Below are 20459 nucleotides of genomic sequence, written 5' to 3' on the forward strand. Positions count from 1 at the left end.
CTAATATAGAGTTCTTATTCTACCGATGCTAAGAAGTGGTAAACTGGTTGACCACCGTCTACAATTTCAACTTCAATATCTTCGTTGGCTTCTTCGACAGCTTCAGCAATCAATTCAGCTGTTGCTTGGTCAGTTTCTTCACCAAAGATTAACGTCACTAATTCTTTGTCTTCATCAATCATTTGATTAATCATGTTGATGGTTTCTTTGACTAAGTCAGCATCTTCAGAAACGATTTTGCCGTCTATGATGCCCATAAAGTGATCTTTATGGATTTCTAAGCCGTCAACTGTTGTATCACGAACAGCTACTGTGACTTGACCACTATTTACGTTGGCCATTTCAGCAACCATTGCTGCTTTATTGTCTTCTAATGTCCCATCAGGATTGTAACCTAACATAGCTGTTAAACCTTGAGAGATATATTTAGTTTCAACGACGGCAGCTGGAATTTCTGAAACTTCAACAGCTTGGTTAGCAGCCATAATGATATTCTTATTATTTGGTAAGATGATCACATTATCTGCATTCGCTTTATTGATAGCATCTAAGATGTCATTTGTTGATGGGTTCATCGTTTGACCACCAGAGATGATTGATTTAACGCCCAAATCTTTAAATAGGTTTTCAATTCCTTCACCGGCTGCAACAGCGATAATCGCTAAATTCGTACGCTCAACTGCTGGCGCTGATTCTGTTTGGGTTGATCCTTTGCCATCTAAGATATCGTCATGTTGTAGACGCATGTTATCTACTTTAATTTTCACTAATGAACCAAATTTTTGGCCATAGTTCATGACTTCACCAGGTGTTTCTGTATGTACATGAACTTTTACAATCTCATCATCGGATACAACCAATAATGAGTCACCAATACCATCTAAATGGTTACGGAATGTATCATAATCAAATTCATCAGTAACGGTTTCACCTTCACCAATTTTGACCATGATTTCAGTACAGTAACCAAATTGAATATCTTCTGATGCTACTGAATGAGATGTATTAAAGAAGTTTTCTTGGTGAGCTAGTTCTGTGACATTCGCTTTGTTTGGATCAGCTGATTTAACTGGAATAGATTCACCTGTTAATGATTCTAAGAAGCCATGATAGATATATACTAATCCTTGACCACCTGAATCGACAACACCTACTTCTTTTAACACGGGTAGTAAGTTAGGTGTGTTTTCTAGTGATGTTTGTGCTTCTTCTAGTACAGCTGTCATCACTTCAATGATGTCATCTGTTTGTTCAGCTTTTTGCATACCTGCTGCTGCTGAATCACGTGCTACTGTTAAAATAGTACCTTCTACGGGTTTCATAACAGCTTTTACAGCTGTATCAATACCGCGTTGGAAAGCATTTGCTAAATCTTGGGCTTCAATGGTTGTTTTACCTTCGATTACTTTAGCGAAACCACGGAATAATTGGGATAAGATAACGCCTGAGTTACCGCGTGCCCCCATCAATAATCCCTTAGCTAAATCTTCTCCAACCTCACCAACGGTATCGGAATGTTGTTTAATTACTCGTTCGATACCTGATGTGTATGTTAAATTCATATTTGTTCCGGTATCACCGTCTGGCACCGGGAAAACATTTAATGAATTCACGTATTCAGCATTCTCTGAAAGTCGGTTACCCCCAACTTCAAGCATAGATATGAACGCTTCAACGTCTAATACTGTTCTTTTCACCTAAAAATCCTCCTTGATTACCGCAACTAGTCTTCAATCACACGGACGCCTTGTACGTACACATTCACTACGTTTGCAGCAATACCTAATTGACGACCTAATTCGTATTTCACAGAACTTTGTACATTGCGACAAATTTCAGAAATTTTCGTACCGTAGTTGACGATAATGTATACATCCACTACTACTAAATCGTTGTTATCTACTGAAACAAGTACCCCTTTGGTATAGTTTTCTTGTTTAAGAATTTCTTGGATACCATCACGGATTTGATGCTTGCTTGCCATACCAACGACACCGTAGTTTTGTGTTGTTGCCATACCTACGACTGTTGCGATAGATTCATTTGTAATATCAATTTCACCGAAGTCTGTTTGCATTTTTAATGCCATAAAAAATGTCCTCCTTTTGAAGGGTTGTCTTGCTAGATTAATCTAAAACTTTATCGTTCTAAACAAATATAACTTCATTTATAACACTCATTTTACCACATACTAGGTTATTATACCTAAATATTTCACAAGTCGCAAACCCCTATAAAAGGCACAAAAAAAGCCGTGGTCTTCCCTCACTGGAAAACTACGACCTTATTTGGTATTAATCATAAATGGATTAAGCGCGGGTAACTAAACCAGCTTTGATTGCGCGTGCAGAAACCCATACACGCTTTTTGTTACCATTTTCGTCGATGATACGAACTTTTTGTAAGTTTGCTTTAAATGTACGTTTTGTAGCATTCAATGCGTGTGAGCGGTTGTTACCTGAAGTCGTTTTACGTCCTGTGTAATAACATTCTTTAGCCATTGTCATAATCCTCCTCTACAAATTTTCATACCATAACATATTACTATACTTAACGTCATAAATCAAACTTATTTATGATAAAAATGATGATTAGACTTAATCTCGGGCTTGAATAGCGAGGATAAGACCATTACTAAAGGCAATTTTCATGGTATTTTGACCTGGTAGAAACTCATTTGAAATTAAAGCTAGTGGCGTTGACATTTGATAGTTATCTAATGGGTAGACCACATTTTTAAGGGTTAAATCTGTGATTGGGGTCATAGCCACAAATGACAGGTATTTCATCTCTTTTAGGCGGTCAACTTGATGTTGCCCTGGTCTTAAGAATGAAACAGCATTGTTTTCTTCAACTAAGTGAACACGATCAATCATCGACGCAAACCGTTCTTGATAGATGAGCCATAAGTTAGATAATAAATGGTCTACCCTACCCCCTAGCATACCAAATAGATGGTATCTTGCGTTCGGGTATAAGTCAGCGACTGATCCCAAGGCGTGTTCTGTGTCGGTTTCATCTTTCATGGGTTCTAGCTTTTCGATTGATGCTGCCTTTTTGGCTACTTGTTGATAGACCTTATCCTCGATTGAATCAAAGTCTCCTACAGCCAAATCAATTGGAAAATTCATGTCTAAGAGTTGTTTGGCGCCTAAATCGACACCTACAAAGGCTGTTTCTGAATCGTTGTGGGCGACTTTCTGCCGCTCGACATAGCCTTTAAAGAATTCGGGGTCAAAGGGGCCTGATCCGATGAGATAAACTTGCATGTATCCACTTCCTTCTAGTGACTAACAGTTAAAAAAAATTCAAGTCCTAAAGTTTACTTAATGGCCATTTTTAATGCATCAATTGGTTGTTTCACGTCGTCTTTATTGAATATGTATGAACCTGCTACAAAGGCGTCTGCGCCGTTTTCTGCACAGATTCTAGCAGTCTCAGCGTTGATGCCACCGTCTACTTCGATTAAGAATGTTGCGTCATTTTCCGCCCTAAAGGCACTTAATTCAGCTATCTTATTAACAGTTGATTCAATAAATGATTGGCCGCCGAATCCAGGGTTTACGGTCATGACTAAAATCATGTCGACGTCTTTTAGGATCGGTGCAATGGCTGATACGGGCGTCGCTGGATTAATGGCCACACCAGCTTTCATACCGTGTTTGTGAATGGTTTGGATTAAGCCGTGTAAGTGGCTAGTCGCCTCGTAATGCACCGTAAAGTAGTCTGCCCCGGCATTGGCGAAGGTTTCCACGTGGGCTTCTGGGTTAGCTACCATTAAATGGCAGTCTAAGGTCATCTTGGTGTTTGGACGCAAGGCTTCAACAACGCCAGCGCCAAAAGTTAGATTTGGCACAAAATGGCCGTCCATGACATCAATGTGAACCCAGTCAGCGCCAGCTTTTTCGATTCGATTTACTTCGTCAATAAATTTACCAAAATTTGCAGATAAAATAGATGGTGCAATATACATGTACATTCCTACTTTCTAATATTTGGGTTTTGCATCGTCAATTTCTTGGAAGATTTGTAGGTAAGAGTCATAGCGACTTTGTGCGATCTCACCAGCTTCTAAGGCGGCTTTCACTGCACATTTAGGTTCTTGAATATGGGTGCAACCACGGAACTTACATTGGTCTTGAATGGCCCGCATTTCAGGGAAATAATTTGACAGTAAGACCTTATCCAACTGGTCGATATCTATACTAGAGAAACCTGGTGTATCTGCTACTTTCCCTCCAAATATATCATGTAATTCGGTATGACGGGTAGTATGACGACCGCGTCCTAGTGATGTTGAGATTTCCCCTGTTTTAATCGCTAAATCTGGTAATAATCGGTTAAGCAAAGTAGATTTTCCAACCCCTGACTGGCCTACAACCACCATGGTCCGATTGGCCACGATGTCCTTCAATTGATCAAAATTTCCATCTAGGTCTGTTGATAAAATGACCTGGTAGCCGACTTCCTTATAGACCTTGATGAATTGGTCGATCCGGTCTTTATCCGCTTGACTAGCTTGGTCAGTTAAGTCCATTTTGGAAAAGTAAAGAATCGGTTCAATATTCTCTGACTCTAAATAAACTAAAAAACGGTCTAATAATTTTGGCTGAATTTGGGGTTCCGTAACAGATGCTACCAATAAGGCCACGTCCACATTAGCTACTGCCGGTCGAATCATTTGGCTATAGCGTGGTAAGATTTTCATTACATAGCCTTCTTTGGTATTGTTGGCTTGAAATTCCACAAAATCGCCCACCAATGGTGTTGTTTGCGTATTTCTAAATTGGCCACGTGCCCGTGTAGTATAAATCACTCGGCTTTCTTTTTCTTCTACATAATAAAAACCAGATAGGGCTTTAATAATTTGGCCGGTGTAAGTTGGTGCATTTGGTTGAATATAATCATCTTTTCTCTTCATATTTTTGAAAAATACCTCCTTATTGGTTCAATTGTATATATCCTCAATAGATATGAACTACAACACCATTAAAATGGCATGTTTCTAGGAACACTCATGACTTGTTCCACTTATTTCAAAGCAAAACAGCGGTCTAAGCTATTTAACTAAGGCCTGTTCCAGGCCAATATTTAATATATTTTTAGCTGCGTTGATATCTCTATCGTGATGCATATTACACTTCATACAAGTCCAATGACGTATATTTAACGCTTTTTTACCGTTATCATACCCGCAATTAGAACATTTCTGGGATGTCTTGTACGGATTAATAGCCACAAATGTCTTATCGTACATTTCGCACTTTGACTCTAGGATTGTTCTAAACATCCGCCAGGATTGGCCAGCGATTGAACGGGCTAATTGATGATTTTTCATCATATTAGTCGTCTTTAAATCCTCTAGAACGATAACGTCATAACTTTTAACCATATCGGTTGTGATTTTATGCATGTAATCCTTGCGGATGTTTTTGATACGTTGATGAATACGGGCCACTTGGCGTTTGGCTTGCTGGTAGTTTTTCGCATCCACTAAATTCACACCGTTCTTTTTGGCTTGTAAACGTCTACGGGCCATTCGCTTTTCCCAATAATGTAATTGCTTCTTATAAGACAAATGTAGTCGCTGACTTTGATATTTTTGACCATCAGACGTAATAGCTAAATCACTTACACCTAAATCGACACCGACTACATTTCCTGTTTTGGGCATTGCTTGATTATCGCTTGTGACCAAAAGGGAGATATAGTAGTCGCCACTAGGTGTATATTTTACGGTGACAGATTTTATGCGTGCATTCTCAATATGAAGCACACTTGACTTACATTTTATCCAACCTAATTTGGGTAATTTGATATACCGCTGATTATCATTAAAACGAATGTTGTTGCCACGTATGGTACTTAAATACGACTGTCTGGTGTTCTTCTTTGATTTGAATTTTGGGTATTTTGAATAACCTTTAAAAAAACGAACAAAAGTTTCGGATAAGCGTTTAACACTACATTGAACAGCTACGCTATCAACTTCACGCAACCAGGGATATTCCTTCTTCATTTGTGGAATAAGAGAGGATAACACATTATAAGATAGCATTTGAAGGTCAGGATTGTTTTCGTACCGCGCATTCAACATGGCCAACATTTCGTTCCAGATGAATCGGGTATGACCAAAGGTCATATGAATTAACTGACGCTGTTTTTCGTTAGGATAGATTTTACACTCAATTCCTTGATACATGTTTTCACCCCCTTGCGTTTATAGATATATTATACCATACGTATGACTGTTGTTTATAGCGATAACAATTGCTATAATGTAGTCAAAGAGGTGTTTACATATGATAGTGAAAACAAGGACAAATGTCTATGATTTTAATTTCCATTTGGTTTGGGTAACAAAGTATCGTAAAGAAATATTTACGACCATTGAAAAAAACGCCATGCAAGATATATTGACGCATATTTGTGATGAGCACGATATTGTCATCCAATCGCTCCAAGTAATGCCTGACCATATCCATATGTTGATTTCGTTCAAGCCTAAACATGCCGCAAGTAGTATCGTCAAAACACTTAAAGGGAAATCTGCACGTCTATGGTTCAAAGCATATCCAGAAACAAAAGCAATGTTATGGGGTGGCCATTTATGGACACCTAGTTATTTCATGGCAACAGTAGGCAGTATGTCTAAAGAAACTGTTAAAGAATATATAGAAAATCAATTAACGGAATACAATGACGGTCGCCCTAGAACTTGATTCATCCATGTAATGAATTACACGGTTTTCTCAAGGGGCGACTTTAAATAAAAATTTGTGTCTGCATACTTATGCTCTATTTTAACCTAAATTCTATATAAAAAACACTCCGACAATTTTTATTCATTAGAAAGGTCTTTAAACTGGCAAAAAAGGCGTAAACAATAATGTCTACGCCTTGTGCTGATTGGTCCTTCTTTTGCTAATCTTCTACATTTGAACTTTCACGTTGGCTAGATGATGAACTAGCACTCGATGATGAGCTTGACGATGATGAGCTTGACGATGAAGAACTTGAGCTTGAACTACTATTAGATGATGAACTTGATGATGAGCTATCATCGTCTTCGTCGTCATCATCGTCATTGGATGATGAGCTTGAGGATGAGGATGAAGATGAAGATGAAGAGCTTGAACTTGATGAACTAGATACTGGTTCCGGTCCATCAGACATCACAATATATAATTCATCTCCAGCTACAAATTCCGTACCTGGTGTAATTGATTGAGAAATCATAACGCCATCCGGTACCCAACCTGAATATTGAGAATCGAATGAAGCAACTAAACCATTTGAATCAGCATATTGTTGAATTGACGCTCTATTCCAACCAGATAAATCAGCCATCGTAAAGGTTTCAACACCCGCAGAAACAACAAAGTTAATAGTTGTCTCACCAGGTATGACTGCTTCGCCTTGTTCGATAGATTGACTCAAGATGTCGCCTGCTTCAACTGAATCAGAGTAGTCTTCTTCTTGGGTGACGGTAAAGCCTAACGCCGTTAATTCTTCTTCAATTTTCGTAAATGGTTGACCAGTGTAATCCTTTAATTCATATGGCTCAGGACCTTGCGAAATATTGACGTCAACTTCCGTATCATGTTTTACTTCTGTGTTTGCTGATGGACTTGAGTTGATCACACGACCAGCTTCAACTTCTTCATCGTATACTGCTGTTACATCTCCTAGAACTAAATCTAAGCTTTCTAAAGTTAAGGACGCCTCTTGCTCTGTCATACCCGCTAGGTCAGGTACAGTAATATTGCGACCTGCCATATAGTTATAACCTAGGAAAGCAATCAATAGGAGTCCAACGATGATTCCTGTAATAATGGCAAGTGGTTTACGACTTTTCGGCTGTTTATTACTCGGATTCCCAGAATTTTTATTAGGTTTACTTGTTGGCTTGTTACCACCGTTCTTACCGGTACCATTACCACTAGGACTTGGGGATGGGTCTGCTTGTAAGCCACTAACACCAGCTACATCCGCAGCGCCTGCGCTTCCACCACCTGCAGCCGTTCCCGTACCCGCTAAGGCGGCTCCAGCTAGACCAGCGCCTGCAGCCAAAACAGCCTTATCTGCAATATCATGTTCATCTGAATCATCTAAAACAGCCTCTTCTGCATTTTCATCGGTTGTATCCGGTGCTGTATCGTCATCAACTGCTTTTTCGCCAGCTGCCATTAACTTTACTTCATCGGACTCTCCTAGACGCATTTGATTTTCGATATCTTCCTTAGCCATGACAATCGTTTCATTGGCCATGTTAGCTGGGATAAATACAGGCTCATTTTTCCGGTTATCAGAAAAGACCGTTTCTAAGTCATCGATCATTTCTTGTATAGTTTGATAACGAGCAGATGGTTCTTTAGCTGTTGCTTTGGCCACCACATTAATTAAACTTTGTGGGGCGTCTTCCCGGTAAGCTTCGATTGGTGGTAGGGGTTCTTGGAAGTGTTTCAGGGCGATTGAGACAGCTGATTCACCGTCAAATGGTACCCGACCTGTCAGCATTTCAAATAGGACTACACCTAATGAGTAAATATCTGAAAGACTTGTGGCCATTGAACCACGTGCTTGTTCTGGTGATAGATAATGGACTGAACCGATAATGGAATTGGTTTGGGTGATACTTGTTTCAGAAGTCACCATAGCAATCCCAAAATCCATAATTTTAATTGTACCATCGTGGTTGACCATAATATTTTGTGGTTTTAAATCACGGTGCACAATACCGATATTATGGGCAGCTTGAACACCTGATAAGATTTGAATCATCAAGTTTTGGATAATATCTACTGGAATTGGGTGGTTTTCACGGATATAGGCTTTTAAGTCCATACCGTCCACATATTCCATCACGATAAACTTGCCTTCCTCATCTTCACCCACGTCAAATAAATTGACTACGTTTGGATGGTTCAATTCTGATACGGATAGGGCTTCACGCTCAAATCGTTTGGTGGCATCCATGGCATCTGTTTTCCCTACACGCAAGAATTTAATGGCAACATCACGCTCTAAGATAGGATCATAAGCAAGGTATACATCCGCCATACCACCTGAACCGATATGGTTCACAATTTTATAGCGTTCATCAATGATTTGACCAGATTTCATTAGAATTCACCCCTTTCATTTTCAATTTCATGTTCGAATGTTTCTTCCTTTTTTAAATTTGCTGGTGTTCTATGTGCGACAACCACCGAAACATTGTCTCGGCCTCCACGGTCGTTAGCAGCAGCAATTAATTGTTCAGCTTTCGCTTCAATAGTGAGTCTTTCATCACTCAAAATGGCCAAGGCTTCTGTTTCCTCAACCATATCGGTTAATCCGTCTGAACATAATAGTAATGTTTCACCTTCTAAAAAGTCTACAACATCAATATCTACATCTACGTTAGCAGCAATACCCACTGCCCGAGTCACGATATTCTTTTGTGGGTGAACCTGAGCTTCTTCTTTAGTAATCATATCCATATCCAATAATTCTTGGACAAAAGAATGGTCTTTAGTAATCTGTTTAAGCGCATCCGCTTGATGAATATAGATACGTGAATCCCCTACATGGGCTAAAACCACTTGTGCCAAATCTTCTAATGGTACAGCTGCGACGATTGTTGTACCCATACCTGACAAATCATGGTATTGGTTGGCTTTTTCAAATATATGTTCATTGGCAGCTTGGATTTGATCAGTCAACCATTCAGAAATGATATTGGCGTCCGTCATGTTTTCAGTGCTTTCCCAAGCATTTCCTACATGATAAATAGCCATTTCTGAAGCAACATCTCCAGCGTTGTGGCCACCCATCCCGTCACAAAGCAATAAGATTGCTGCTTGGTCTTGGTTGTAAAAAACGCCTACTTGGTCTTGGTTTTGTTTTCTTTGGACACCGACATCAGTTTTGCTTGCGATTTCCATGTATGCTCACTTTCCTTCGCTAGTTTTTTTCAAAGCTGGCGATAAAGAAACCGTCAGACATATAGGTATGCGGTAGGATTTCAATTGTTCCATCTGCTCCTATTGACTGATCAAGATTATCTCGCCAATGTTTAAATGACTTCAATGTTAGGTCTGGATGTTGGTCTAAAATGGCTTTGACCACATCTTCATTTTCTTCTCTTGTAATTGTACATGTAGAGTAGGTAATCACGCCACCCTTTTTCAATAATGGTAATGCTTGGTTCATAATTGTTACTTGAATGTCATGTAAGGCATCCAAATCTTGCAACGTTTTGTGGTATTTAGTATCTGGTTTACGGCGGAATAGGCCCACCCCTGAACATGGTGCGTCGACTAAAATCTTATCAAAGCTTGTCGGTTCACTGCCATTTTCCCCAAAACGGTCTAACAAGGCAGTTGCATCTTGATGGAGAATTTCCACGTGGTCAGCTACCTGCATCCGGTCTACATTTTCTTGAATTAAAGGCAATTTATTTTCTGCTATATCACAGGCAATGACATGCCCAGTTCGGCCAACTGCTTCAGCGATTTGCACAGTTTTTCCACCCGGTGCGGCACAAGCGTCAAGAACCGTTTCCCCTGGTTTCGGGTTTAAAGCTTCTACAGCTAGAAGTGCTGATTCATCTTGAATGGTTATTTCCCCGTTCATAAATAAGGATGAATGGGCTGGATTCCCCTTAGTTACCCGTAAGGCAAATGGGGACAAAGGACTAGGCGCTACGGAAAAACCTTCTGCCTCAAGAATTTCTTGATATTCAGTCATCTTGTCGTTATCTAAATTATTAAATTTATTGTTGGCACGTACTGTAATAAAAGGCGTTTGATTGAGTGAATTAGCCAATTTTTCGGCTTCATCTAAGCCAAAACGGTCCACAAAATAATCTACCCATACAGGCGGTAATGAGGCCTCTAGGGTTAACTTCTCTCTTGGATCTTCTTTGGTTTGGATAAAATCAGCCATTGTTTCATAACGTCTGGTGAAATTCCGTAAGACCCCATTCGCAAATTTAGCCAAGGTCTGATTGCCTCGTTTGCGGACAATTCTAACCGCTTCGTCAACTACCGCATAATTTGGAATATTGTCTAAATAATACATTTGATAAGCCGAAACAATGAGTAAAGACCAAACCCATGATTTCACTTTATTGGGTTTGGCTACAAAATCACGGACAAAAGCATCCAATGTATAGTAGTTTTGAACAGACCCATAAACCAAGTTCGTATAGAGATTACGGTCTGCTTCGGCCACAGCTTCTTCAGTTAACACCCGATTTACTTCTTGGTTGATGAAATGGTTGTGGCGGATAATTTGATTAACTGACTCCATCGCTTGAAAACGTGCAGACAATTTTAAAGGCGTTTGGTAGCCCCCACTATGGCCGCCGTTACGGGCATTTGACCCTGGTTCTACTTGATTATTCTCCATCTATATCGTCCTCCACTTGGTCAAAGCTATCGCCGACCGCTAAGTTGCCGGCCCCACCGTTAATGAAGGCTGCAACGTCCATTTTTTTCTTACCAGCTGGTTGTAATTGTTCAATAGCTAGAACGGTTTTGTTTCCTGTTGCTACCCATAATTGAGCCGGTTTCTTTTGAATTTTAATAATTGTGCCTGGTTTTTCGTCAGTCGATTCTTCTTTGACTGGTGCTACCTGCCAAATTTTCCATCGCTGCCCGTCCACTTTTGTATGGGCTACTGGCCAAGCATTAAAGGCCCGCACTTGGTTGTCAATTTGCTGCGCTTCTTTACGCCAATCAATTTGTTCCTGTTGGCTCGTAATATTTGGGGAAAATGTCGCCTCTTCCTCAACTTGGGCTTGCGGTTCAATTTCACCGGCAAATAATTTCGGTAATGTTTCTATTAATAGGTCCGTCCCTGCAACCGATAATTTATCGAACATAGTCGCAACGGTATCGTCACTTTCAATTGGGACGACCACTTGGGTTAAAATGTCCCCTGCATCCATTTTTTTCACCATCCGCATAATCGTCACGCCTGTTTCCTTGTCACCATTCCAAATGGCATAGTGAACTGGTGCGCCCCCGCGGTATTTAGGTAGTAATGACGCATGTACATTTACCGCGCCGTATTTTGGCGCCTCTAATATGCTCGTCGGTAAGAATTGACCAAAGGCTGCTGTGACGATTAAATCGATGTCCTCAGCTAATAAGTCTTTGATTTCTTGGTCCCGGCCGATTTTTTCCGGTTGGTAAACTGGAATGTCGTGTTTTAAAGCCGCTTCTTTCACTGGTGATGGTGTTAATTTCCGTTTGCGCCCTACTGGACGGTCGGGCTGCGTCACAACTGCAACCACTTCATACTGGTCATCTTGCGCAACTAATGCGTCTAATATATTCACTGAAAATGCGGGTGTCCCCATAAATACAATTCTTTTCAAATGTGTCTCCTTTAAATAAATCCTGTGCTTGCTTCCTATTATACCATTATTTCAATCTGAGATTTACGCCGATCGTGTCAGATTTAGCTTGAAATGACTAGCCTTTTTACATGAAGGATTGTGGGTCTACGTCAATGGATACGTAAATTTTGTCTTTTGACCAATCTTGGGCCTTTTCTTGAATTTCTTGTAATACAGCTTGGATGGCCTGGTTGCCTCGGTGCTGGTACAAGAGTTGGTAATAGTATTGATTATTAATTCTTGAAATGGTCGACTGAGCGGGACCAATCACCTTAGTTGCTTGAATATCGGCCCGCTGTAAAATTGCAGCCACCTTAGCAGCCGTTGCTTGCGTTGTATGATCGTCAAAATTAGAAATGGTAAACCGAACGGTAAAATAATACGGTGAATACTGGTTAAGTTTCCGGTATTGCATTTCGGTTTGATAGAAACGGTCATAATCATGATTTTTAGCCAAGGTTAAGGCATAATGGTCAGGATTATAAGTTTGAATCAAGACTTGCCCGTCCAGGTCCCCGCGGCCTGCCCGTCCTGACATTTGGGTCAAGAGCTGGAAAGTCCGCTCAGCTGCTCTAAAATCTGGCAGATAGAGTGTGGTATCTGCATTGATAATCCCTACTAAAGTGATATTTGGAAAATCCAGCCCCTTGGCAATCATCTGGGTACCTAGTAAAATATCTGCTTTTTTATCAGCAATTTGCTTTAATATCCGTTCATGACTCCCTTTACGACGGGTGGTATCCATATCCATCCGAGCCACGGTTTTATTCGGAAACAGCTCATTAATTTCTTGTTCCACCTTTTCCGTCCCCGTACCAAATTCACGTAAGTGGGTTTGACCACAATCTGGACAACGTTGCGGTCTGGCCTCGTTATAGCCACAATAGTGACACTGCAACTGTTTGTCATGATAATGGTAAGTCAGTGATACATCACAATTTGGACATTGAAAGGTATAACCGCAGTCTCGGCATTGCATGAAATTGGCGAAACCACGACGGTTTAACATCAAAGCAACCTGTTCGCCCCGGTCCATTGTAGCCTGCATTCGGTCACGTAATTGCCGTGAGAATTGATAGTAATTTTTATGTTTAAATTCTTCACGCATATCAATAATTTCAACAGGCGGTAGTGGCCTTTGATTGGATCTTTCTGGCATTTCAAGTAGTTGATAAACCCCATTTTGGGCTCGTGCTCTAGATTCTAGACTAGGGGTTGCTGACCCTAGGATAACGGGCGAATGGTGGTAAGCTGCCCGCCATTTGGCCACTTCCCTTGCATGGTAGCGAGGATTATCTGATTGTTTGTAGGTGGATTCATGTTCTTCATCTAAAATAATCAAACCGATATTGTCTAATGGTGCAAATATAGATGACCGGGCCCCTACAGCGATTTTAGCTTGACCTTTTTTTAATTTGCGCCACTCATCAAAGTGTTCCCCTGTTGATAATTGACTATGCAAGACCGCTACTTGGTTCCCAAAGCGACTTTTCAACCGGTTGACCATTTGCGGGGTTAAGGAAATTTCTGGCACTAGTAAAATGGCCTCTTTATCTTTATCTAAGGCCTCTTGAATCAGTTGCAGGTAGACCTCAGTCTTCCCTGACCCTGTTACCCCTTGTAGTAAGAATACCCGGTCTTCTTGGTTATCCATGGCTTCTTTTACAGCAATAAAGGCAGCTTCTTGTTGAGCTTGTAAGGGTAACTTTTCTGATTTTTCAATCGCAATATCTGCATAGGGATCACGGTTAACTTGTTGGTCGTAAAGTTTTAACCAGCCCTTTTCAGCCCCTGCTTTAAGCGTAGCTGTGTGCAAGTCAAACTCGTCCCGTAAGTATTTAGCTGGTACTTTCTTACCGTCCAGCTCCATTAACACTTCCACCAAGGCAAGTTGCTTTTTAGCTGTTTTTCGAATGCTGGTGACTTCTTCCTCTAGTTGGTCAAAGGCCATCAGTGGTTGTACCCATTTTTCCGTTTTATAGCGTTTACGGTCTTCTACCCGATAGTCTATAGACAGGTGACCTTTATTTTTAAGTGCTATCAACTCGGTGAGAATTCCCCTTTTTTCGGCTTCAGACCAGGCGATTTCACTGAGGTCATCAAAGTATTGCTGATGGTCCAGATAGGAAATTTCAGGGGTTGGCAGGAAGAACTTTTCATAATTTACCTTGAGCAAGTTAGGCAGCATGGTATGGTAGGCTTCAACTAAGAAACAAAAGTTTTGCTTGGCCATATCCTTACCTAATTGCAACATTTCCGCGTTTAAAACCGGTTCGTCGTCTAAAAGTGCGGTAATCGGCTTCAATTCGCCTTCAAAATCAGCCTCTGTTTTAGCTGGTGAAATGACATAACCCAAGAGGTTACGACTGCCAAATGGGACTTGTACCCGCATGCCTGGTTGAATAATATTCACCATTTCTTCAGGGATTTGGTATTCAAAAGGATGGTCCGTCTGCATGGTGGGAACGTCCACAATCACTTCTATAACATTTGCCTCAACCATTCCAGTCGCCTCCTTCATCGTATTGATCTACCTATTGTATAGTAATTGGTTGGCATTTAACATTAATTGCCTGTGGCATACATTTTCGCTTTTCCTTTGTATATTCGTTCGTTAATTTATCCTTTTTGTAACTAAAATCTAATTAATTTGAGATATTAGAGTTTATTTACGAACATTTAACTTTAATTCTATTTACTTGTTCGTTAATTTATCTTAAAATGAGAGAGAAGGAAATATTTTTATTTAAAGGGAGCACAACATGATTGGATTAGAAAAAGCCATTGTCGCAACTTATTTTCACACACCAACTCACGGCCAACTTGAATACCAAGAACAGGCACTGATAACCATCAACCAAGATGGGGTAATCGATAGAATTGTACCGGCTGATGATGGTGATTACCAACCGCTAATCGCCTTATTTGAAGAACGTGGCACTTTAATTCGTCTAACAGACGGCCAATATTTATTACCAGGTTTCATTGATACCCATATCCATGCCCCTCAATGGCCTCAAGCAGGGATTGCTTTAGACGCTCCCTTGGATGTTTGGTTAAATGAACACACTTTTCCACTAGAGGCTAAATATAAAGACATTGACTTCGCGAAAGCAGTTTACACAGACTTAGTGGCGACCTTACTCGCTCGTGGCACCACTACTGCCCTTTATTTCGGGACTATTCACAAAGAATCGTCATTTGAATTGGTTAAGATTGCTGCAGAAAAAGGTCAACGCGCCTTAGTTGGTAAAGTAGTTATGGATGACCCACAAGGTAACCCTGACTTTTACCGAGATGCGTCAACTGAGATTGCCCTACAAGAAACTGAAGAATTTATCCAAGAAGTGCGTGCCTATGGTAAGGACGTCATTCAAGGCGTCTACCCTGTTGTCATGCCCCGGTTTGCGCCCTCTTGTACTGACGAGGCCTTGGCAGGTTTAGGTGCACTAGCGCAAAAATACGACACCCACGTCCACACGCATTGTAGTGAAGGGCAATGGGAACATGATTTTACTTATGAACGCTTTGGTAAAACTGACACTGAAGCCCTTAGAGACTTTGGTTTATTCGGCAAAAAATCAGTTATGGCCCACTCTAACTTTATCAATGACGATGATGCTGCGATTTTTGCAGAAAACCAAACAGCGGTTGCCCACTGCCCTATTTCTAACGTTTATTTTGCTAATAGTATCATTCCCATTAAACACCTAAAAGAATTAAATGTACAAGTTGGCTTAGGAACAGATATTTCCGGTGGTTTTTCACCATCTCTATATGACGGGATTAAACAAGCTGTGATGAGCTCACGTCAATTAGAAGACGGTGTTGATACCCGGTTACCGCAAGCCAAACGCGGTGTGCCCGATTCTCGCATTTCTGTTGTAGAAGCCTTTTCGCTCGCTACACTTGGTGGTGGTGAAGCCCTAGACTTACCAATTGGTTTAATTAAAGAAGGCTATGCTGCTGATTTCCAAGTAATTGATACAAAAGCCAAAGAAAACCGTATCCAAGGATTTGGTGTCTTTGAAGATCTAGGACAAACATTTGAAAAGATCCTATACTTAGCTAACCAAGCCAATATCCAACAAGTATATGTTCAAGGTAAATTAGTTTCTGAAAAATAATATACAATTGATGATAAGAGGTATGGCCGTTTTGATGGTACACCTCTTTTTTTGCGTATTTCAATAGCTAAGTCACTTCACATAGCTTGATTGAATAATCAAAAAAACCAAGCACCGGAAAGCTACTTGGCTTAATGAAGTTTATATGTTTTCAAAACTTATAATTAGCTTTGTGTTAATGAGTCTGGATCAATCACTAAGTCATTAGAAGCGATTTCTTCTAACGCTTGACCTACAAATTTAGGTGATTGGTATTCAGTTAACATTGGGTTCTTCTCAACTTGTAATTCAGTTGCGCGTTTTGCTGCAATTGATACTAATGAGTATTTTGAGTCGATGCGGTCTAATAATTTGTCAATTGATGGATAGATAATCATTATTTTTCGTCGCCTTCCTTTAAGTAATTTTCTACAATATCGTCGACAAAGCGGTCAGTCTTTAAATGCTCAGCATTTATGATGGTTTGAATTCGTTCAACTGCTGAGTCTACATTGTCATTTTCAACAACATAGTCGTATTGCGTAACCAATTGTAACTCTTCACGTGCTTGATGCATCCGTTTTTCAATGACTTCTGGCGCGTCGGTACCACGGTTAACTATTCTAGATTCTAACTCATGCATAGTAGGCGGTGCAAGAAAAATGAATACCGCATCTGGCATACGTCTTTTAACCTGCAATGCACCTTGAACCTCTATTTCAAGGAAAACATCCTTACCTTGGTCAGTCATTTCTTCAACGTATTGAAGGGGTGTTCCATAGTAGTTGCCTACATATTCAGCATACTCCAACAAACGTTCGTCTTCAATCATACCTTCGAATTCGTCGCGCGATACAAAGAAGTAGTCTTTTCCATCTACTTCGCCCGGGCGCGGTTGTCGGGTTGTTGCAGAAACTGAATAATAAAACTGATCATGATTTGTATCAGTCTCGAACAGCGCTTGTCGCACTGTTCCCTTCCCCACTCCAGAGGGACCGGATAATACAACTAATAGTCCTTTCGATTTCATAGAACACCTTTCACCCTTCACATTTTGATATAGCATTAATAGTACCACAAATTTAAATATTTTTCTCAAAGACCTGAAGATTTTCTTTAATGTTCGGATTAATTTTCAATTAGAATCATACCATAATTAAGCTTCTGAGTAAAAAGTGAACAGATGTTCGTAAAAAGACTTGCATACCGAACGGACGTTCTTTATAATATAAAATGTAAAGCGAACAAATGTTTGCTAAATCAAGTTACGTTACTACGTACCCATCTTTCTGACCACTGTTCAATATAAGGAGGCTTATCATGCAAAACCCATTATCTTATCAATCAATCCGTAATCTATTCATCCCAGTTGATCCAATGTTGCTTGAAGCTGAACAATCTAGCCAGTCAAATATCCTTTCTTTCAATAGTGAAGAGCGCAAAGCGAAAAAGGAAAGCAACGTATTGACAACTATTATGCCAATCAAAGACATAATCAAACATATTAACTATTCAAACGAATTAGGTGACCCCCTATATATTACCGTTACTCGTCAAATCGGTTCTATGAACACCAAAGATATTTTATTTGGTATCTTTCGGTCAAAATATACCGATAAAGACATTGTCCTATTTGAAGATGTTGATAATGATGTTATGCGCATCATTAAAGTCGATGAAATCATGGCTGTTCGTTCAGTTTATGCCGATTAAATTAATCATCCTTATCACCAACAATTCCATAACACCGCAAAAACCAGCTAATCAGATAGCTGGTTTTTGCTTTTACCTATTATAGAACTGGAGAGAACAATCTCGAGAACCCTTGACGGAATTTCTTCCATTTTGTTTGGTTTTCAAAATGATTGATATCTACTTGAGTCGATTCTTTCAAGTCGTTTTTGAAGATTTCCTCTAATTGGGCAACGAGTTTGCGGTCGTAAACAAAGGCATTGATCTCAAAATTCAAAGCAAAGCTTCGGATATCAAAGTTAGCAGTCCCAACGCTGGCAACATGACCGTCTACGCATACTGTTTTGGCATGTAAGAACCCATCTTCACGGTATTTATGTACGTGAACACCAGCTGGCAGTAAGGATTTTACATAGTATTCAGTTGCTCGATATACTAATGGGTGGTCAGGTTTTGATGGAATCATGATATGGACTTCCACACCTGATAAGGCTGCCATCTCAACTGCTTCAAAGATGGCTTCGTCTGGAATAAAGTAAGGTGTTTGAATATAAATATACTCTTCTGCAATATTAATCATCTGCAGGTAACCCATTTTAATTTGGTCAGATTCTTCGTCTGGACCTGATGAAACAATCTGCATGGCTGTTTCACCATTTACTTCTGGGTCTGGGAAATATTCATGGTCAAAGTCACTTGGTTTGGCTTTTTTAGAAGCGAACCAGTCTACCATAAAACGGCTTTGTAAAGTTTTGACGGCATCTCCTGTAATCCGAAAATGGGTATCACGCCAATAACCTAAAGGTCCTTTACCAATATATTCTTTGGCTACATTAAAGCCTCCTACATAACCGACTAAACCGTCAATCACCACAATTTTACGGTGGTTACGCCAGTTTAGACGAAAATTAAAAATAAAGAAGGGACTTTTTGAGAAGAAACTTTCAAACTGTATCCCTGCTTCTTCCATGCGTTTCACTGATTTCTTACTTAGCCGACGACTACCCACTGCGTCAGCCATCAATTTGACCTCTAATCCCGCTTCGGCCCGGTCAATTAAGGCGTCTACTACCCGCATACCCACTTCATCATCAGTAAAAATGTAGTATTGTACATGCACCGAATCTGTTGCGGCATAGATATCCGCAACTAGTCGGTCCATTTTTTCTTGGCCTGAAATAAAGATTTCGACATGATTGTTTTCAGTCAAGATTGAATAGTCACTCTTAAACAAGACACGCATCATTTTTTGAATACCTCGTGGATAGTGGTTGACATTTTTCTGTTTACCCTTGTCATTTAGGTACTTATCTTTTAATCCGTTCAATCCATAAACTTCTTGGTTTCGGATCCTAAAGATATTTTGGTCGGAAAGTTTCCGGCCTACAAAATAGTAAATGATAAATCCAATACCCGGTAGTAATATAAGGACCAGTAGCCAAGCCCAAATAGCCGCCACAGGACGGTCTTGTCTAAGGACGGTAATAACTGCGGCGATGGTATTTAACACTAAAAAAATTAAAATCCCATAAAAAATATATAAACCCATGTTTTCCCCTTTTTAAAAGTAAAAGAGCAAACAAGGTGGCCAATTGAAAATGCCAAGGACTTGTTGTTTGCTCTTACTTACTATTTATTGTTACAAGATATGATGGACGAGTTAGTCATTCAATAAACGTGAACGTTCTTTGCGCGAAATATATGGCGTATTCTTTGGAATCCAAAATTTCGATGATACGTTCAAGATGATTACTAGGATGATTAAAGCTAAGGCTAAGTTAGCCAAGAATGACCATAACATACTCATCGCATATGTACCGTCAGCCACTTGACCAACATTTAGCACATATTGATTAAAGATAAATTTTAGGATGAAGAATGCGGCAAAAGTCATAACTGTCCCGGTAATTAGGTTTAGGTATACACTAGACATACGGCGGTTGAATAACGTCCGCTGTAAGTTTCGGGCAAATTTACCCGATAACCCAACCATAGCTGTTTGGATTGCACTAGCTACTAGCACCATCCACTCTGTTTGTACATTCTCTACTTGTAAATACCCCACTACTGCTCCAAGTACTGCACCAGCGATAAAGCCTGCTGTTGATCCTCTTCTATATGAATAGAAAACCAATAGGGTTAATGAAATCGCTACGGTAATATTGTAACTTGTAATGGTTTCTGGGAAGATACTTTCAATTAATAAAGCCAGGATGACAAATAATAAGCCTTCAACCCAGACTACTAATTTTTGTGACGCGTTCATGCCG

At 40.0% G+C, this 20459-nt stretch carries 19 protein-coding genes; 3 read left to right on the plus strand and 16 right to left on the minus strand.

The genetic code is table 11. The annotated features are described in order from the left end of the window. Positions 1-14: 14 nt before the first annotated feature. From AWM76_RS07445 to AWM76_RS07475, 7 genes are all read right to left on the minus strand, one after another. Positions 15-1697, minus strand: a complete 1683-nt coding sequence (locus AWM76_RS07445) for a DAK2 domain-containing protein (protein ID WP_003143304.1) — start codon at positions 1695-1697, stop codon at positions 15-17. Between the two features lie 26 nt (positions 1698-1723). Continuing rightward, the gene (locus AWM76_RS07450; RefSeq protein ID WP_003143306.1) at positions 1724-2089 is read right to left on the minus strand and encodes an Asp23/Gls24 family envelope stress response protein; all 366 of its coding nucleotides are present in this window, start codon (positions 2087-2089) and stop codon (positions 1724-1726) included. Between the two features lie 220 nt (positions 2090-2309). Next, a complete protein-coding gene (gene rpmB / locus AWM76_RS07455; RefSeq protein WP_039935929.1) occupies positions 2310-2501 on the minus strand; it encodes a 50S ribosomal protein L28 in 192 nt (63 codons plus the stop codon). Between the two features lie 96 nt (positions 2502-2597). Then, positions 2598-3269: a thiamine diphosphokinase gene (locus tag AWM76_RS07460; protein ID WP_003143308.1), complete on the minus strand. Its 672-nt coding sequence runs from the start codon at positions 3267-3269 to the stop codon at positions 2598-2600. Between the two features lie 53 nt (positions 3270-3322). Beyond that, positions 3323-3973 (minus strand): ribulose-phosphate 3-epimerase, encoded by a 651-nt coding sequence (rpe, locus tag AWM76_RS07465; protein ID WP_039935930.1) that lies wholly within the window; start codon positions 3971-3973, stop codon positions 3323-3325. A 15-nt stretch (positions 3974-3988) separates the two neighbouring features. Next, on the minus strand, positions 3989-4921 hold the full coding sequence (rsgA, locus tag AWM76_RS07470; protein WP_003143312.1) for a ribosome small subunit-dependent GTPase A: 933 nt from the start codon (positions 4919-4921) through the stop codon (positions 3989-3991). 138 nt (positions 4922-5059) lie between these two features. Further along, positions 5060-6202, minus strand: a complete 1143-nt coding sequence (locus AWM76_RS07475) for an RNA-guided endonuclease TnpB family protein (RefSeq protein ID WP_060779376.1) — start codon at positions 6200-6202, stop codon at positions 5060-5062. Between the two features lie 100 nt (positions 6203-6302). On the opposite strand from AWM76_RS07475, the gene tnpA reads away from it, so the two are divergent. Next, positions 6303-6722: an IS200/IS605 family transposase gene (tnpA, locus tag AWM76_RS07480; protein WP_060779320.1), complete on the plus strand. Its 420-nt coding sequence runs from the start codon at positions 6303-6305 to the stop codon at positions 6720-6722. A 202-nt stretch (positions 6723-6924) separates the two neighbouring features. On the opposite strand, the gene AWM76_RS07485 is transcribed toward tnpA, so the two are convergent. The 5 genes from AWM76_RS07485 to priA all read right to left on the minus strand — a co-directional run bounded on the left by AWM76_RS07485 (position 6925) and on the right by priA (position 14894). Then, positions 6925-9126, minus strand: a complete 2202-nt coding sequence (locus tag AWM76_RS07485; RefSeq protein ID WP_003142448.1) for a protein kinase domain-containing protein — start codon at positions 9124-9126, stop codon at positions 6925-6927. Further along, positions 9126-9929, minus strand: coding sequence for a Stp1/IreP family PP2C-type Ser/Thr phosphatase (locus tag AWM76_RS07490; RefSeq protein ID WP_003142449.1), 804 nt, complete (start codon positions 9927-9929; stop codon positions 9126-9128). Before AWM76_RS07490 ends, AWM76_RS07485 begins: the two co-directional genes overlap by 1 nt. A 19-nt stretch (positions 9930-9948) precedes the next feature. Then, positions 9949-11397, minus strand: a complete 1449-nt coding sequence (rsmB, locus tag AWM76_RS07495) for a 16S rRNA (cytosine(967)-C(5))-methyltransferase RsmB (protein WP_003142450.1) — start codon at positions 11395-11397, stop codon at positions 9949-9951. Then, positions 11387-12370 (minus strand): methionyl-tRNA formyltransferase, encoded by a 984-nt coding sequence (gene fmt / locus AWM76_RS07500; protein ID WP_003142452.1) that lies wholly within the window; start codon positions 12368-12370, stop codon positions 11387-11389. Before fmt ends, rsmB begins: the two co-directional genes overlap by 11 nt. A 106-nt stretch (positions 12371-12476) precedes the next feature. After that, the gene (gene priA / locus AWM76_RS07505; protein WP_039935517.1) at positions 12477-14894 is read right to left on the minus strand and encodes a primosomal protein N'; all 2418 of its coding nucleotides are present in this window, start codon (positions 14892-14894) and stop codon (positions 12477-12479) included. A gap of 259 nt (positions 14895-15153) precedes the next feature. On the opposite strand from priA, the gene guaD reads away from it, so the two are divergent. Next, the gene (gene guaD / locus AWM76_RS07510) at positions 15154-16518 is read left to right on the plus strand and encodes a guanine deaminase (RefSeq protein ID WP_003142454.1); all 1365 of its coding nucleotides are present in this window, start codon (positions 15154-15156) and stop codon (positions 16516-16518) included. Between the two features lie 164 nt (positions 16519-16682). On the opposite strand, the gene rpoZ is transcribed toward guaD, so the two are convergent. Together rpoZ and gmk are read right to left on the minus strand one after the other, a co-directional pair. After that, positions 16683-16895 (minus strand): DNA-directed RNA polymerase subunit omega, encoded by a 213-nt coding sequence (gene rpoZ / locus AWM76_RS07515; protein ID WP_003142455.1) that lies wholly within the window; start codon positions 16893-16895, stop codon positions 16683-16685. Next, positions 16895-17527, minus strand: coding sequence for a guanylate kinase (gmk, locus tag AWM76_RS07520; protein ID WP_039935521.1), 633 nt, complete (start codon positions 17525-17527; stop codon positions 16895-16897). Before gmk ends, rpoZ begins: the two co-directional genes overlap by 1 nt. 290 nt (positions 17528-17817) lie before the next feature. On the opposite strand from gmk, the gene AWM76_RS07525 reads away from it, so the two are divergent. Continuing rightward, positions 17818-18210 (plus strand): hypothetical protein, encoded by a 393-nt coding sequence (locus tag AWM76_RS07525; protein ID WP_003142457.1) that lies wholly within the window; start codon positions 17818-17820, stop codon positions 18208-18210. A gap of 79 nt (positions 18211-18289) precedes the next feature. Here the strand turns inward: AWM76_RS07525 and cls are convergent, their stop codons facing one another. Together cls and AWM76_RS07535 are read right to left on the minus strand one after the other, a co-directional pair. Next, positions 18290-19738, minus strand: a complete 1449-nt coding sequence (gene cls, locus AWM76_RS07530) for a cardiolipin synthase (RefSeq protein ID WP_003142458.1) — start codon at positions 19736-19738, stop codon at positions 18290-18292. 111 nt (positions 19739-19849) lie between these two features. After that, positions 19850-20455: an energy-coupled thiamine transporter ThiT gene (locus AWM76_RS07535; RefSeq protein WP_003142459.1), complete on the minus strand. Its 606-nt coding sequence runs from the start codon at positions 20453-20455 to the stop codon at positions 19850-19852. Positions 20456-20459 lie beyond the last annotated feature (4 nt).

The organism is Aerococcus viridans (assembly GCF_001543285.1).
Classification (GTDB): domain Bacteria; phylum Bacillota; class Bacilli; order Lactobacillales; family Aerococcaceae; genus Aerococcus; species Aerococcus viridans.

Coding starts and splice junctions, on each gene's coding strand:
- AWM76_RS07450 (WP_003143306.1), bottom strand. CDS start 2,089: ATGGCATTAAAAATGCAAACAGACTTCGGTGAAATTGATATTACAAAT.
- rpmB (WP_039935929.1), bottom strand. CDS start 2,501: ATGGCTAAAGAATGTTATTACACAGGACGTAAAACGACTTCAGGTAAC.
- AWM76_RS07460 (WP_003143308.1), bottom strand. CDS start 3,269: ATGCAAGTTTATCTCATCGGATCAGGCCCCTTTGACCCCGAATTCTTT.
- rpe (WP_039935930.1), bottom strand. CDS start 3,973: ATGTATATTGCACCATCTATTTTATCTGCAAATTTTGGTAAATTTATT.
- rsgA (WP_003143312.1), bottom strand. CDS start 4,921: ATGAAGAGAAAAGATGATTATATTCAACCAAATGCACCAACTTACACC.
- AWM76_RS07475 (WP_060779376.1), bottom strand. CDS start 6,202: ATGTATCAAGGAATTGAGTGTAAAATCTATCCTAACGAAAAACAGCGT.
- tnpA (WP_060779320.1), top strand. CDS start 6,303: ATGATAGTGAAAACAAGGACAAATGTCTATGATTTTAATTTCCATTTG.
- AWM76_RS07485 (WP_003142448.1), bottom strand. CDS start 9,126: ATGAAATCTGGTCAAATCATTGATGAACGCTATAAAATTGTGAACCAT.
- AWM76_RS07490 (WP_003142449.1), bottom strand. CDS start 9,929: ATGGAAATCGCAAGCAAAACTGATGTCGGTGTCCAAAGAAAACAAAAC.
- rsmB (WP_003142450.1), bottom strand. CDS start 11,397: ATGGAGAATAATCAAGTAGAACCAGGGTCAAATGCCCGTAACGGCGGC.
- priA (WP_039935517.1), bottom strand. CDS start 14,894: ATGGTTGAGGCAAATGTTATAGAAGTGATTGTGGACGTTCCCACCATG.
- guaD (WP_003142454.1), top strand. CDS start 15,154: ATGATTGGATTAGAAAAAGCCATTGTCGCAACTTATTTTCACACACCA.
- rpoZ (WP_003142455.1), bottom strand. CDS start 16,895: ATGATTATCTATCCATCAATTGACAAATTATTAGACCGCATCGACTCA.
- gmk (WP_039935521.1), bottom strand. CDS start 17,527: ATGAAATCGAAAGGACTATTAGTTGTATTATCCGGTCCCTCTGGAGTG.
- AWM76_RS07525 (WP_003142457.1), top strand. CDS start 17,818: ATGCAAAACCCATTATCTTATCAATCAATCCGTAATCTATTCATCCCA.
- cls (WP_003142458.1), bottom strand. CDS start 19,738: ATGGGTTTATATATTTTTTATGGGATTTTAATTTTTTTAGTGTTAAAT.
- AWM76_RS07535 (WP_003142459.1), bottom strand. CDS start 20,455: ATGAACGCGTCACAAAAATTAGTAGTCTGGGTTGAAGGCTTATTATTT.